The 15,503-nt window shown below is 60.9% G+C and carries 8 protein-coding genes; 2 read left to right on the forward strand and 6 right to left on the reverse strand.

From position 1 onward, the window contains the following. Window positions 1-44 precede the first annotated feature (44 nt). The gene (locus sS8_RS00685; protein WP_119627960.1) at window positions 45-1,121 is read left to right on the forward strand and encodes a glycerophosphodiester phosphodiesterase; all 1,077 of its coding nucleotides are present in this window, start codon (window positions 45-47) and stop codon (window positions 1,119-1,121) included. A 619-nt stretch (window positions 1,122-1,740) separates the two neighbouring features. Here the strand turns inward: sS8_RS00685 and sS8_RS00690 are convergent. Then, window positions 1,741-2,706: an IS110 family RNA-guided transposase gene (locus sS8_RS00690; protein ID WP_084161956.1), complete on the reverse strand. Its 966-nt coding sequence runs from the start codon at window positions 2,704-2,706 to the stop codon at window positions 1,741-1,743. 777 nt (window positions 2,707-3,483) lie between these two features. Here sS8_RS00690 and sS8_RS00700 point away from each other — a divergent pair. Beyond that, on the forward strand, window positions 3,484-4,716 hold the full coding sequence (locus sS8_RS00700) for an amidohydrolase family protein (protein WP_119627962.1): 1,233 nt from the start codon (window positions 3,484-3,486) through the stop codon (window positions 4,714-4,716). A gap of 114 nt (window positions 4,717-4,830) precedes the next feature. On the opposite strand, the gene sS8_RS00705 is transcribed toward sS8_RS00700, so the two are convergent. The 5 genes from sS8_RS00705 to sS8_RS00725 form a co-directional block, all read right to left on the reverse strand. Further along, entirely contained in the window at window positions 4,831-7,284 is a 2,454-nt protein-coding gene (locus sS8_RS00705; protein WP_119627963.1) for a TonB-dependent siderophore receptor, read from the reverse strand. Window positions 7,285-7,744: 460 nt separating this feature from the next. After that, complete coding sequence (locus sS8_RS00710) at window positions 7,745-9,868, reverse strand: ATP-binding cassette domain-containing protein (RefSeq protein ID WP_119627964.1); 2,124 nt, start codon at window positions 9,866-9,868, stop codon at window positions 7,745-7,747. Then, the gene (locus tag sS8_RS00715) at window positions 9,865-11,043 is read right to left on the reverse strand and encodes a tetratricopeptide repeat protein (protein ID WP_119627965.1); all 1,179 of its coding nucleotides are present in this window, start codon (window positions 11,041-11,043) and stop codon (window positions 9,865-9,867) included. Before sS8_RS00715 ends, sS8_RS00710 begins: the two co-directional genes overlap by 4 nt. 247 nt (window positions 11,044-11,290) lie before the next feature. Continuing rightward, window positions 11,291-14,041 carry an ATP-binding cassette domain-containing protein gene (locus sS8_RS00720; protein WP_119627966.1) on the reverse strand — a complete coding sequence of 917 codons (2,751 nt, stop codon included), beginning with the start codon at window positions 14,039-14,041 and terminating at the stop codon, window positions 11,291-11,293. A 437-nt stretch (window positions 14,042-14,478) separates the two neighbouring features. After that, window positions 14,479-15,429, reverse strand: a complete 951-nt coding sequence (locus tag sS8_RS00725) for an IS1595 family transposase (RefSeq protein WP_119627967.1) — start codon at window positions 15,427-15,429, stop codon at window positions 14,479-14,481. Window positions 15,430-15,503: the final 74 nt, after the last annotated feature.

The raw sequence follows: 15,503 nt of genomic DNA on the forward strand, positions 1-15,503 counted from the left end.
GCCGGGCAATTCGATTTGGATTTGTCTCATGCTGCATTCTGCTTATGACCGGCTGTGCACATCATTCCGTCTTTCCGACTTTAAGCGGGGAACCGCCCGCCGTCATCGCTCACCGGGGCGCAAGCGGGTATTTGCCCGAACATACGCTTGCCGCCTATGAACTCGCGATAGAGCAGGGCGCCGACTTCATCGAACCCGATCTCGTGTCCACCAAGGACGGTACGCTGATCGCACGGCACGAGCTGAATATCACGGAAACCACCGATGTCGGGGCACATCCCGAATTCGCCTCCCGGCGCACGGCCAAGACCATCGACGGAAAACGCGCGGAGGGCTGGTTTGCCGACGATTTCACCCTCGCCGAAATAAAAACCTTGCGCGCCCGGCAGCGCCTTCCGTTCCGCGAACAGCAGTTCAACGGCCGCTTCGAAATCCCAACGTTTCAAGAAGTGATCGAACTGGCAAAACGGGCGAGCGATCGGACCGGGCGTGTCATCGGCGTTTATCCGGAAACCAAGCATCCCACTTATCACCGCTCGGTCGGACTGCCGCTCGAGGAAAAACTGATCGAATTGCTCGATCACTACGGGCTGAACGGCAGCACGGCTCCGGTCGTGATCCAGTCCTTCGAGACCACCAACTTGAAGGGCCTGAGGAAGTTGACCGAAATACGGCTGGTACAGCTCATCGACGGGGACGGTATCGCGCCCGACGGCGGCCCGGTGCCCGGCAAGCCTTACGATTTCACGGTCAGCGGCGATCCACGCACTTATGCGGATCTGTTAACCTTGGATGGCTTAAAGGCGATCAAGACCTATGCCGACGGCATCGGGCCGTGGAAACGTTATCTGGTCGGTTTTGCCGATTCCGCCGGACGCGACCGCTCAGCCGATGATTCCGGGGAGAAACTCGGGGAACCTACCGCTGTGATCCGTGATGCGCACAGTGTAGGATTATTCGTCCACGCCTGGACGTTTCGCAACGAGCCCCGCTATCTGGCAAGCGACTACGGCGGGGATCCGCTGAACGAATATCGGCAGTTTTTCGGCTTGGGCGTCGACGCGGTATTTTCGGACTTTCCGGATACGGCAGTTTCCGCTCGTGCAGCCTGCCGAAAATAGGGGAGGTACCGCGGCGCGATAGATCGAAGAATGTCGAAGAACCAGGCGCGTCATACGTCTGTCAAAATGAAACGATAGTCTCGTGTAACGAAAAATAAAGGGAAGAGTTCATATGCAAGACGGGTTTATCAAAGTCATCGGGCGCCGGCCCGTTTATCCGGTTCCAAAAGGATGGAACGAGCCGTCGGAAACCCATAGGCAGGACGCGAGCGGGAATGCATGCGAGTGTCGGAAGGACCGGACACCGGGGCAACGCGTAATTCCCACGCAGCCGAGCCGAATGGATAGGGAATGACCGTTCGAATACGAGAATAGGAGTAGAAGTACACGTCAAAGACATCGGCCTTATTCCATCCGACATTCGAGTAGGGCGAGTGAGCGGAGCGTAACCCACCGTTCGAGACCGTCGGTGGGTTACGGCCTCGCGGCCCCGAACCCGTCCCGCCGAATGAATTCCTAATTTGAAAGCCATTTGGAATTAGAGCATCTTCATATCTACCCGACGGGTACTCGGTCGTAGGTCGGGAATCCTTTCCCGACGCCGTGCCCCGATCGAGGGCTTCGTCGGCAAGGGATTGCCGACCTACAACCGAGCACCCGGTAGATACTGTTATCCGGGTCAAGTGCCATGGAGTGCTGGATCGAAGGGTTTTCCGGACTTGAGGACGCCGAAAGCGACCTGGAGGAGCTTGCGCATCATGGCACCGATGATGAGCTTGGCGGGCTTGCCCGAGAGCGCGAGCCGGTTCTTGAAGGGCTGGCCCCAAGCGGTCTTATACAGGATCACCATGGCCGGCATGTAGAGGGCTTTGCGCAAGAAGGCATGGCCGACTTTGGACAGCCGCGGCTTGGTTTTCACGCTCGTTCCGGACTCCTGCCGGCGCGGGTCGAGCCCGGCGAAGGCGACGGCTTGTCGGCTATTGGCGAAGCGGCTGGGCTCGGCATAGAAGGCGAGCAGAATGGCGATGGTGCGTTCCCCGATACCGGGGATGCTCTCGAGTAATTCGCGCTTTCCCTTCAGATCGGGGTTAGAGTCGATGTGCTCATTGATGGTTTTGATCAGGCTCTTGATCTGCTGATCGAGCCAATTCAGGTGTTCTTGAATGTTGGTGCGCACCGCGTCGCGGGCGACCTCCAGGCGGTTACTTTCCTGGGTCCGCAGGGCTTGCAACGCATCCAGACGCAACACGAGCGCGCGCAAGGCGATTTCGGCTTCGCTTCTCGCCTGCCAGGGAGGCGGATGGCGTTCGGCGCAAAATTCGGCGATGAGGCGCGCATCAACGGCATCGGTTTTGGTCCGGGTTAAGCGGGAAGCGGCATAGGCTTTGATTTGGGCGGGGTTGATGACGCTGACAGTGAATCCTTGGGTAGCCAAGCACTGGGCGACGTCTTCCCAATACACCCCAGTGGCTTCCATACACACGTGAACATTCCGTGCCTCTGGGCCGGTGAGCCAAGTGACGAGGGTGGCGAACCCGTCTTGGGAGTTGGCGATGACTTTGGTTCGGAACTTCCCGTTGGGGAGGCGTAACGCGCAGTCCAGTTTGGCTTTGGCGACATCAATTCCGAGATAAAACGTGGGCATCATGAACCTCAAATGATCTACCTTGTGAATGCGGGCTGCCGGCAAGCCGGGCCGAAGATACTGTTCGATCGCTCGATGAGGGTGAGCGACTGCTGCATCGATCGACGCAACGGGCTTGGTGTCCCAAGGGCGGGAACGGCATCCAGTCGCTCAAACCTGGAGCGCCCTCCAGGCCTGGGGTGACCGGTCGGGAGTCTTCTCCAACCCCTTCCGAACCACACGGAATTCATAATACAAGGTCGGGAATCCTTTCCCGACGTCACGCGGCCCGGTCGAGCGCTTTCGTCGGCAAGGGATTGCCGACCTACGATCGTGCCCCCGTAGATCGGGAATCTCTTCCCAATCGCAAACGGCGTCTTCGGAAGCGCCGAAGCCGCCCTTCACGACGCCAAGCTGAGTGAAATCACTCGGCCATCGGGCATATCCCACTGCAAAACGCCCGGCCGCCTTCCGGAATCCCCGTTCCGCAAGACCTGTCGCGGTGGCCCACATATTGCTCCTAACGACCTCGGCTGCCGGAGCGTCCGTGCGACCAATCCGGCCGATTGTTTTGCTATTTCCCGAAGGACGGTGTCGCGAAAGTTCCTGATGCCGGTTCTTGAGGAGGCTCGAAGCCCAGCACAATCCAGACATCGGTCCTCGCTGCCGCGTACCCTGATCTACCTTTCGCGACACCCTCCTGCCGGAGACGGTCGGGTCGGAATCTTTGGTTCGGGCAGCCAGCAGATCGTTTTCACAGAGCTTTGTTATCGCCGCAAAAATCACGAGAATCTGTCCATGATTTCCAAAACGAAACGCCTATTCCGGCTACGGAAGAATCTGTTTTTTACCGGGCTCATACTGTTCGGCGCAATTGGAGCGCCCTTGGAGGAAACGCGGGCGGCAGGGGTGACGCACAAGGCGAGATCCCTGATTCTGCGGGCAGAGCGGGTATTCGACGGAGTCGAGTTGCATACGAATTATGCGGTGTCGATCGTCGACGGCAAGGTGGCGGGCATAGGGCCGTCAGAGCGGTTCCGCAAGAAGGGCGCGCGCGTGATGGAGCTCGGCGATGCCACTCTGCTTCCCGGCTTCATCGAGTTGCACGGCCATCTGGCGTTTCAGAACGTGCCGCAGGATACGGTGCTACGCCACGGGGTGACGACCGTTCGGGATGTGGGCGGGCCTTTGTTGCCGTCTTCGGGTGGAGAAGGCAGTCTGCGCCTGTCGACGGCCGGCCCGATCATCACCGTACCCGGCGGATATCCCATTCCGGTATTCGGCCAGCCCGGTCACGGGCACGGCGAGGTGGCGGCGCCGGTCGAAACGCCCGAAGAGGCGCGACAACTCGTACAACGCCTGGTTGCAGGCGGTGCTGCAATCATCAAAATCGCACTGGAACCCGGCGGCGAAGAGGGTGCCTCATGGAGTACGGGACATGAGGCTTCGACGCCGCCTCCCTGGCCGATGCCGTCCCTGGAAATCACCCGCGCCGTGGTGGACGAAGCCCATCGCTTGGGCAAACAGGTGTCGGCGCATGTGGCGGAATCGAAAGGCGTGGCTCGCGCACTGGCGGCCGGTGTCGACGAGTGGGCTCATGTCCCCTGCGAGCCGATATCCGACGAATTGCTCAACGAAGCCGTTCAACAAGGTGTCAGGATTCTGAGCACGCTCGATACGCTTTCCCATTGTCCGGGCATCCGCCAGAACGTTTCCAAATTGGCGAGCCTGGGCGCCCAGCTTTTCTACGGCGCCGAAATCGCCCATACGGAAATTCCCTGGGGCATCGATGCCCAGGAGCTTCATTTATTGGTGCACCTGACCGGGGCGACGCCTCTGGAGGTGTTCCAAACCGCCACGTCCAAAGCGGGAGAGGTCTTGGGTCTCGCTCCGCTCGGCACCCTGAGCGTCGGTGCTCCCGCCGACCTCATCGCGGTCAAGGGTAATGCACTGGAAAACTTTAAACTCCTGGAATCACCGGATTTGGTGATGTCGGGAGGGAAAATCGTCGTCGATCATTTCGGCCGGTAATTCGATTCCTTGCCCGAAACTCGGCCATGGTAGGCTGGGGTTCGTGCCTCACCCCAGCCTACGCTCTGTGCATGCGCTGTGCGTACCGAAAATTTGCCGATAGATGCCGCTCATCTAAAGCTCCAATCGCAGCGATCCGAATACCATCAACGGTTCAGCCGGGTTATTGGACCAGGCTGCGCGCTGTATGAAGTATTCGGTATCGGTGACGTTATGGATGTTGACCTGGGCGGTCAGTCTCGTGGGTCCCACATTGAAACGATAAGCCGCCATCAAGTCCAAGCGTGCGTAGGCGCCGTCGGAAAAGCTATTGGCGGCATCGCCGTAACGCCGACCGGCGGCGTAAACGCCCGCGCCTATGCTGAGACCGTTCAGGACATCCTGTTGAAAATCGTATTTCAGCCAGAAACTTCCGGAGTGCAGGGGCACATGCGGCAGGCGGTTTCCCTGGTTGCCCGAGTTGTCCTTAGTCACTTCGGTGTCAGTGTAGGCGTAGGTGCCGATCATGCTCAGCCCATCCGTTAATCGGCCGCTGATATCCAGCTCCACGCCTCGGCTACGGGCCTCGCCGATCGCTGCCAGCAGATTACGGTTATTGGGATCGGGCGTCAGAACATTCTGCTTGGTCAAATGATAATAAGCCAGGGTGCCGATCAACCGCCCGTCAAAAAATGACGTCTTGATTCCGCCTTCAAATTCGGTCGAAGTTTGGGGATCAAAAGGTTTGCCGGAAATTTGTTGACCATTGTTGGCTCCGAATGATTCGACAAAGTGTCCGTACAGCGAAAGCCATTCCCAAGGCTGATAGAGGATGCCTACACGCGGACTGAAATAGTTCTCTTCGAAATCGGTGAAATTGGAACGTGCCTGCGCAAGATTTTGATCGGAAGAACCGGAGCCAAAGGTCGCGATGTCGTAGCGTCCGCCGCCCATGATATGCAGTTTGTCCCACAGCGTCATTTCATCCTGGAAATAAACGCCATACCATTCGTTGGTTTGTATGGAATTCCACAGATAGGGCGGTCCCTTGGCCGATTCCAGATCGATCTTGGGCAGTGGTTTGAAGATATTGATATTGTCGACAAAACGGCTGGTGGCCTGCTTATGATCACGATAATGGTAGTAATCGGCTCCGATGAGCAGCTTATGCCGGATTCCGAATGTTTCGAATTTACCCGTCAGATCCAGATAAACCGTCTGCAGATCGTTGTCGCCGCCACCGAACCAAGCCCCGCGTGTGGCATCGCCGTTCGGAGCAACTCTATCCTCGACATAGACTTCTTCGAAGGTGGACGTGACTTCTGTGGCCAATACACCATTTCTCAGTTTCCAGTTCTCATTAAAGTGATGCGACCAATTGAAATCGATCAGCCAATACGCGTTATTATCGGCTAATCCTTTCTGGGTAAACGAACGGGAAATCGGAACCGGTGCGATCCGATTGCCGATGACCGGAATGCCCGCGTCGTACGTTCGGTCTTCGTGCAGATACTCGACCGACAAATTGAATTCGGTGCTGTCCGATGGTTTCCAACTGATGGCGGGCGCTACGAAAATCCTGTCATTGACGAAAAGGTCGCGAAACGACTTGGTATCGAGATAGGAGAGATCCAGCCGGTAAGCAAGCGATCCGTCTTGAGTAAGCGGTCCCGTGGCATTGGCTTCGGTCCGGTAGTAATCGTAGGAGCCGAAGCGTTGTTCCAGGGAATAATAGGGTTCCGTCAACGGTTTCTTGGTCACGACGTTGATCAGTCCGCCCGGCTCAATGCGCCCATACAATCCGGAAGCCGGTCCCTTGAGCACTTCGATCCGATCCAGATTGGCAAAATCGGCGTTATTTCCGGCAATCCTGATACCGTTTCGATAACGTATGTTTCCCAACTCGAATCCACGCACGACAAATGTGTCGTTTCCGCCCAGGGTTCCGCCATTGGTGGAGTATTGCTGTACACCGCTCACGTTTTTCACGGCATCTTGCAAGCGAAAAGCCTGTTGATCTTTCAATACGGCTTGCGGCACCACCTGAATCGACATTGGGTTCTCCATGATCGGAGTGTCCGTTTTGGTGGCCGTCGCGGCGTTGGTGCGGGTATAGCTCGGATCGTACGGATCGTTCTCGTCCATCGCCGTATCTTTCACCGTAACGGGTGCCAGTCGTACTTCGTTGCCTTCGGCCGCGGCGAGGCGGATCGGCTCCGGAGCCCGTTTCAGCGTGACCGCCCTGGCTCCGGTATGGCGATAGACGAGGCCGGTTCCCGCCAGGAGTTTTCTCAGGGCTTCCGCTGGCGGATGGCGTCCGGAGACGCCGGGGGAACGCGCGTCCTTGGCGAGGCCCGCCGCGAAGCCGACCTGCCAGTCGGTGACGGCTATGAACTCGTTCAATGCGTCTTCCAGCGGCTGGGCGGGGATCGAGAACGATATGGCTTGTTCGCCGAGGGCGGCGGACTCGGCGGCCGGGGCCGGCGCGGTAAAGGCAAACGGCGGCAATGCCAGCGCGAGACCGATGGCGAGGCGCGTGAGCGTGGGTGAGAAGGCTTTGCTCGAATGCCGGTTTGTTGTTCTTGTCATGGATGCTCCCGATGTCGGTGTTGTATGCCTGATTCAGGCTCTGGTTACCGAGACGTTTCAGGGGGTGGGAGTACACACCGGATCATAGAGAAATTTGTCGTCGCGTAGTTCAGCGTGGTTGTCGGCAAGGGATTGCCAATCCACGGTTTCGGCGGTTTTGTGGTGGGCGGCCGCAACCTGTAGCCCGTATGCGGCGCAGCGGAATACGGGATTCGGGGCTATGAGGTCCCGTATTTACGCTGCGCCGCATACGGGCCACGGTCATTTCACGGGCTGGGACAAGCGAAGCGCGCGTCCGGCATACCGGGGGAACGCAGGTTAACGCTCTACCGCACCACCGTGATGACGCGGGCGCCTGTGATGTCCGCGAGGGCTCGCACGACGGGGGCGGTGTCGTCGAGTTTGTAGTCCGCGTAGGCTGATAGCTCGAGAGAAGACTGCGGGATCGACCGCGGCCGCTTCAGACATGGATGATCAGCACCAAAGCCGGTGCCCGCTCCCACAGCGAGGCCATGGTGTTCCGCAGGGTTTGCGGGTCCAGCGACGAAACGCTTTCATCCAGAATCACCACTTCCGCCCCTTGCAGCAGGGCGCGGGCGATGTAGATGCGTTCGCGTTCGCCGTGGCTGAGTTGCCAGCCGGTTTCGCCCACCATTTGGAAGATGCCGCCTGGCATCCGTTCCAGGAGCGGTCCGAGACCCAGGGCGCGGCACAGGGCATCGGCTTCATCGATGTCTTTCTGCGCTGGCGGCCAGCCCCGCCCGAGCAGCAAATTGAACGCCAGCGAGCCCATGAGAATATGGTTTTCGTGGAACTGCGGCACCAGCGCGATATGTCGTCTCCATGTCCTCTCGCCCAAGCTGGCGCGGTCCAGGCCCCCGATCAGGCAGAGGCCGGCTTCCGGCAGGCGTTGCCCGGAAAGGAGCGAAGCCAGGGTGGATTTGCCGCTCCCCGAGGAACCTTCCAACAGCACCCGGTCATCCGCTCCGATATGAAGGCTAGCGCCGCACAACACGGGATCGGACTGGCCGGCGTGTCGGTAGATCAGGTTGTGCGCCTCGATGATCGGGCGCTCCGGGCCGGAAGTGGTCTTGTTGCCGGAGACGCCGGGGTGTCCCAGGATTTCAGGACGGGCCGCGGCGCGCCAGAATGGGCGGATTTGCTCGAAAGCCACCCAGGCGCCCAGTATTTGCTCCAGTCCTTCGCCAAGATGGCGGAAGGCCAGATACGCAGCCAGCACGCCTCCGAGGCTGAGCGCCAATGGCACGGCGCCGTCGCCTCCGGCGATGAAAGCGGAGACAAGCGAGGCAATGCCGACGAGCAGGCCGCCGCGCGGCAGTAGCGCCCGCAGGTTCAGGGCGGCGCGGTCCCGCGCCTGACTGACTTGGTAATAGCGCGTCAATGCGTGGTCCTCGCGAGAGTTCCAGCGCTCCCGAGATTCTTGAACCGCGCGGGTGCGGTGGCCCACCATGCCCTCTACCAGGATGTCGGTCAGGGCCAGACGGGTTTCCGTCCAGTTTCGTTGATGCCGCAGGTAATATGCGGCGAATCCCACTCCAGCCAGGCTCCAGGCGGCCAGCACGAGTAACGGCCGGGAATCCTGAGCCAGCCCGAGAATGCCGAAAGCCAAGACCAGTTCCACCAGACCCGTCAATCCGAGAGAACCGCCGGCCACGGCCGTTTGCTCCAGGGCTTCGGTTTCCAGAGTGCGGCCCAATAGACGTCCGACCCCGAGGTGGCGGATTTCCTCCGGGTCCAGCCGCAACGCACCGGCCAAAAGGCGCCGCTTGAGCAGGGCGCCGGCGCGGACCGCGAACCAGCCGGCGGCTCCGGAAGCGAGCAAGCGTAGCGGAAGCAGGGTCAGAAGCAGCAGCGCCCAGGCTTGCAGCCAACCGATGTCGAGATGTCCGGAGAACACGCCTTGTCCCAGCAGCCACCAGGCACCCAGCCACAACAGGAAGGCCAGGGTATGAGCGGCGAACAGGGTGCTCAGCAGTCCCCGCACCCGATAGTCGCTTGCCTGCCGGCCCAGCGAAGCGGTGCATGCCGGGCGGACCAGCCAGCCTACCCGGATGCGGTGATCGGCCAGAAGTTCTTCCAGCAAGGCGGCGCGTGCACGGGCGCGGCGGATCCCCTGTACGCGCGCGGTGGAAATGAGGGCGTCGATATCGGCGGCCAGTTCGTCGTCCAGTGCGCGGCATAGTGCTTCCCGTACCGTTTCCAGAGGCAGGCGCCGCCGTTGCAGATCCGCGCACAGGACGTGAAGAGTCTTGCCGCGCCGTGCCAGCACGGGTAAGAAAAGATTCCCGGGCAGACGCAACACGGCCGGCGCGCAGCGGGCAAGAAACGCGCGGATGCCGGCATAACCGGTTTCGACCGCTTCGGTTTCGAGGCCCAGATGTGCGGCGGTTCTGGATAGCTCGAATGCCAAGGCGGCCTCGGGGTCATCGCTCCCGAGATGGGGTGCGACCTGTACGCCGTGCGCAGGATCGGCCCAGCCGCGGGCGTGGCCCAGTGCGGCGACCGCTTCGCCCAGGCGATCAATGGGCCAGGCCAGCTTTTCCAGTTCGGGCGAGGGGATCACGCGCCGCCGGCAAAGCGAGAGGTTTCCCAGTGCTCGCGGCAGATCAGGGTGTGGGGATGTTCCGGACCCGCGGTTTTTTCCAGGATGTCCAGCGCCCGCCGGAACAGTGCTTCGGCGTTCCTGCCCTTGCCGATGGCCGGATACAGCATACCGAGGTTGTTGAGGCAGGTGGCGGTGAGCGGGTGGTCGGGACCGAGGCAGCGCTCGCGGATGTCCAGCGCCCGCAAGTACAACGCCTCGGCTTCCGCCTGGTGGCCGCGGGCTTCGGCGATGGCGCCGAGATTGTTGAGCAGCAGGGCGACTTCCGGATGTTCTGTGCCGTGCCGGGCAACATGAACCTTGAGGGCGCGGCGGTACAGGGCTTCGGCCTCATCGTACCGGCCCTGTCCATCGAGAATGGCAGCCAGGGTGCCGTGGGTCACGGCCAGTTGCGGGTGACCGTCCGCCAAAACCCTTTCCTGTAAAGCCAGAGCCCGGCGGCACAGGGGTTCCGCCTCGGCATAGCGGCCCCGCGCGTGATCCAGACCGCCCAGGTTGTAGAAAATCCCCGCCAGTACCGGATCATCCGGTCCGTATAGTCTTTCCAGGATATCATGTGCCCGCCGATAGGCCGGTTCGGCCTGATCATAGCGCCCCCAGTATTTATAGAGCATGCCCAGATCGTTGAGGGTAATCGCCAGTTCCTGGCTGTCCGGGCCGAAATGTTCTTCCATCAGCGCCAAAGCCCGGGCCAGGATCGACTCCGCCTCCGCGTAGCGGCCTTGGGCGCGCCGGGTCAAAGCTAACTGGCTCAAGGCATGCCGGCGGATGCGCTGGCATGCCGCCAGCGTATCCGCGTCGGTGTCCGCGACCAGTTCCGGCTGGGCGAACAGCCCGTCCATGATCACGACCGCCCGCCCGCTCAAGTTCTCCGCCTCGCTGTATTCGCCCCGCTCGTAATGGGAGGAGGCGAGATTATTGAGGACATTGGCCACGTCGGGCTGATCCGAGCCCCCGTTGACTTCGAACAGTTCCAAGGCGCGCCGGTATAGCGCTAGAACTTCCTCGCCGCAATGTCCCCGCGCGGCCAGGAGATCGGCCAGATCGTTCAAGGCAGAGGCGAGTTCTTCCTCCGCATCCGGTTGGTTTTCGAGCGAGGCGATACGTTGGCGTAACTGGTGTTCGGGTTGATTCATAGGTTGTTATTCTTTTTCCGAGCGGTGGGTGTGTGGGAAAATCTGAATAAGCCCTCTCCCTCTGGGAGAGGGTTGGGTGAGGGCCTGTTAGATCAATCATTTGCGCAGGTCGTTTCTCCGAATTGGAGACTTGATCAGCGCTTCCTGTGGGAAGATAGCCGGCATCCGGACGAAAAGAAAGCGGGAAACGGCTCGTTATAACATCCGGTCGATATCCGAATGGTGCAACCTATTGGTGAATGGCCGTTCAATTCCCACTGAAACCCGCCCCATCCCTGACCGAGCCTACCGGGATAGCGGCGGCTTTCTCCGGTTCCGGCACCTTCCATTCGCGTAGTTCTCCCTCCTGTACCCGCAGCCTCCGCCAGCGTGGATCTCCCCAGATTTCTTCGTGTACCGAGGTTTCCGCGTCCAGCAGGGCGCGATAGAGGGACTCCGGATTTTCCGCCAGTTCCGCCGGAGCGTCGTCCTCGACGATGCGTCCGCCGTTCACCACCAGCACCCGCTCGAATCCCAGCGTTTCGCCCACATCGTGGGTGATGCACAATAAGGTGGCGTCCCGCCAGTGGGCGTGGGTCCGCTCCAGGAGGGTGCGCCGGACCGGGCGCTCCAGGCCGCGGAATGGCTCGTCCAGGATCACCAGGCGCGGATTGGAACGCAATAGGCCCCGGCCTACCCGCACCCGCTGCCCCTCCCCGCCCGACAGCCGTCCACCGCCCTCGCCGAGCAGAGTCTGCAAGCCGTCCGGCAGGCGCTCGACGATGCCGAGCAGCTCCGCCGCGCCCAGGGTCCAGGACAAGTCCGCGCCCGGCTGCGTGCCGTAGAAGAGATTGTCGAGGAGACTCCTGTTCCACAGGCGGACGGCAGGATCGACCCAGACCAGATCGCGCCGCAGGAGATCCATGCGAGCGGCGTCCAAAAGCTCTCCGTCGATCCTCACCTCGCCCTCTGCTGCCCGATGCCAGCCCAGCAGCAGCCCCGCCAGGCTGGATTTCCCTGCGCCGGATGGACCGACGATGGCCACGTGGGAGCCGGATGGGATATGCAGATCGATACCGTGCAGCAAAGTATGGCCGCCGGCATGGACGGCGACATTTTCCAGAACGATTTCGACCCCGGGCAAGGAAGCTTCGGGCAGTTGTGCCATCGGGGCGGCATCCCATTCGACCGGTGCGCGCAGAGGCTCCATGAGGCGCAGGGCCAGGTTGCGGTGCATCGGATACTGCCGCGCCAGGAGGGCGATCTCCTCGCCGAGCGCCGGGATGTGGAGCGCCCAGTAGGCCAGGAGTAGCGCCCCGGCCGGGTCCGGGATGCTCGCGGCATAATCGAACAGCAGCCAGGCCGCCAGACCGAAACCGGCCGCCGCCTGTAGTCCCTCCGCCAGCCATTGGACACGGAACAATTGCACCCGGGCGCCGCCCCAGGCAACCATGAGGTCTTCCTGTTCCCGGCGTATCGACGCTTCCGCGCCATGGGAACGGATCGCCGAGAGCCCCAGCAGGGTATCCAGGTAAAAGCGGATGAGCGAGCCGTTGTGGGTTCGAGCCCGCAATTCCAGTTCCTCGATACTGCCGTTGAAAGCCAGCGGCAATCCCACTCCGAGCACCACCGACAGGGCGGCGATCGGCGATCCGGCGGGATAGAGCCAGGCGATGGCCGCACCGGTAACGATGAGAGTCAGTACCGCGCGGAGCAATTGCCCGCCCAGTTGCGGTAGCCGCCCGAGCCGATGCACGACATGACTGCGCTCGGCCATGTCGGAAACCGGGCGGCTGCGGAAATACTGATCGGGCAGGCGTGGTATCCGCTCCAGCACGGCGATGCGGAGGCGTGTTTCGAGGCGCCGGCCCAGCCGAAGTAGCGCGCCGGTGACGTGCAGTTCCAGCCACAGCAGAGCGAAGACGAACAGCAGGAAGTAGCCGGAGGCGGCAAGCCGCTGCGGCATCAGCCCCAGGTCATGGCCCAGATCGAGTACGCCGCGCAACAGCAACGCTTCGAGGACGAAGCCCAATGCCGTCAGCAGCAGACCGCCGCCCAGGGCGGTCCAAGACAACCATCCGTCGCCGTGCAGCAACTCCAGCAAATCCCGCAACGGGCGCGGCGGGGCCTCGGAGAGGGCGGCGGCGAGTTCGGCGCTGAGCGGCGCGGGTGTTTCGTCATCCTCGCTTTCCGCCGCGGGACGCTCGGCCAGGCGTCCTCTCACCCGAATCAGCACCGCGCCCTTGAGTAGGACTTCCTCTTCTTCCGTGTCGTCGTCGGGCGGCACCGGGCGCACCGACCAATAAGCTTCCGGGATGAACCGGAGCGCTTCGTCGGGCGACGAGGCCGCCCGCCGCCAGATGTCTTCCAGCAGGGCATCGGCTTCTGGGCCGGCCTTGAGCCCCTTGCCACGAACCAGCGAAGCGGTCAGTCGGGTGGCGGCATCAAGCGCCGCCAGGCATTGCCAGCCGGGTGTTTCCGCCGCCTCGGCGAGTAGCGCGCGGGCACTCTTCGCAAGTCCCAATTCGCGCAAGCGGCGATTCAGCGGGACGAGAAAATCGTCCGAACGCGCCCATTCCCCCCAATCGGCGGCGGGCACTTTCATGCGATGGATGTACAGGTTTCGGAGAAAGTACTTGCGGGTCTGCCAGCGGCGGCCGGATGCGGGGTCCATCAGCTGCACCCAGCCGCCGTGCCGCCGCCAGGCCACCATGAAGTGGGGCAGTCCCGAGGGCAGGCGTACCGTGACGATAGCGGGCAAGGCGCCGGCCTCGGGGATCAGCAAATGGTCCGGGGGCAGCATCACCTGCTCGGCGTCGAGTCCCAGGGATTTGGCGAGTTCTTCCAGGGTATCGATGGAGGTCCCATCCACGTCGGTCTGGCAGGCTTCCCGCAACCGCCCGTAACTCACCGGGATACCGAAGCCTTCGAGCAAGGACTTGAGCGCCGCCGGTCCGCAGTCCATGAGTGAGGTTTGCACGACTTCGGGGACGAAAAAACGGCGCGAGGATGTCGTCATGGGAGACCGATAGGCCGCCTGCAGCGGCCGTGCAAAAAAAGTCGAAAGTCGGCTGTGATGAAAGCCGTTCCGGCTTTATAAGGCACCCCATTACCCACAAGTCCTTTGCCTATGGAGGCCAGGCCAGTCGCGCCGATCCAAGTGCTTGATTTTCGGCTTGCGCCAGTGCGCCATCGCCTTGAATCGGAACTTTGGTGTGGCAGGCAACCCATTGATTTAAAAGCTGTAAAAAGATGTGGGTAATGGGGTGCTTTATAAGGCTGGAACGGTTTTATCGCTGGTCAGCGAGGATCAGCGGCGGAAGTTCTCGCAGCGGTTCACATTAATACCGCCGGCTTTGACTTTGCTTTTTACTTTCATGTCATTCTCCGAAACGTTTATTTCAGACATCGAACTGCCGGGAACTGAATTCCGGCATCGGAGAAAAGCATACCTGATTAGCGATGAACTTCAGCTAAGCGAAGTTGCCACTCGGGGCGAGGTGGAGTGAATACGGCAGCGTGCGCTAGCCGGCGAAGCAGCGTTTTGAGATCGAAACGCCGATTGAAACGGTATTGGAACTCGGCCAGATACCGCTTGGCGTATTTCTCGAATTTGAACGCGTGATAGGTACCGGAAATCGCGGTCTTCAGGTTACTCAACAACGTGTTAACCCAACGAAACTCAGGATGTTGTGCCGACTGCCGCCCAGAGCCCAGAATCAGGCATTCGTGGCGAGCGACGACGTGCTGCAAGCTCCGAAACCCGCTCAAACCATCGGTGAGTGCATAAGTCGACGGAGCTAAGGCGCGTTGAGCCCACTCCGCAATCGCCTGCTGGGTGAACGGCAGGGGATCGATACGCACAAATAACGGACGTCCGTCATCCGTGGTTTGCACCGCCATCACGAAGGCGACTTTGTTTTCCGACCCTCGTCCCCGTTTCCCCGAGCGCTCACCGCCCAGGTAAGCATCATCGATCTCGACCCGCCCGCTCAATTGCCGATCCGCCTCCCGCTCCGCCATCACCTGGATCAACTTGTGCTTTATCAGCCAGGCGGTGCGATAACACACTCCGAGATGACGCATCAACTCCAAGGCTGAGACATTGTTCTTGGCCTGGGTTAGGAGATACATCGCCAGAAACCAGGTGGTGAGCGGCAGCTTGGTCGCTTCGAAGAGCGTCCCGGCGGTTAACGTCGTTTGCTTTCGGCAGTGTCCGCATGGCCAGTAGGTTCGCTCATTTCGTTTGAATACCGTATGCCGTGCCTCGCCACAGGCTGGGCAACGGAAACCGTCCGGCCAACGCAGAGCTTGTAAGGCCGCTTCGCACTGTGCTTCGGTGCCGTATTGGGTCAGAAACTCGGCCAACGACAATCCCTTTTGAAATTGCACTTGGTTCATTGACATGGGACACCTCTCTTGTGATCGATGGCCATAGTCTAAAGCCTATACTCGCTCACCACGTGAGCCTGTGCTGAACT

The sequence above is a fragment of the Methylocaldum marinum genome, from assembly GCF_003584645.1.
GTDB lineage: Bacteria > Pseudomonadota > Gammaproteobacteria > Methylococcales > Methylococcaceae > Methylocaldum > Methylocaldum marinum.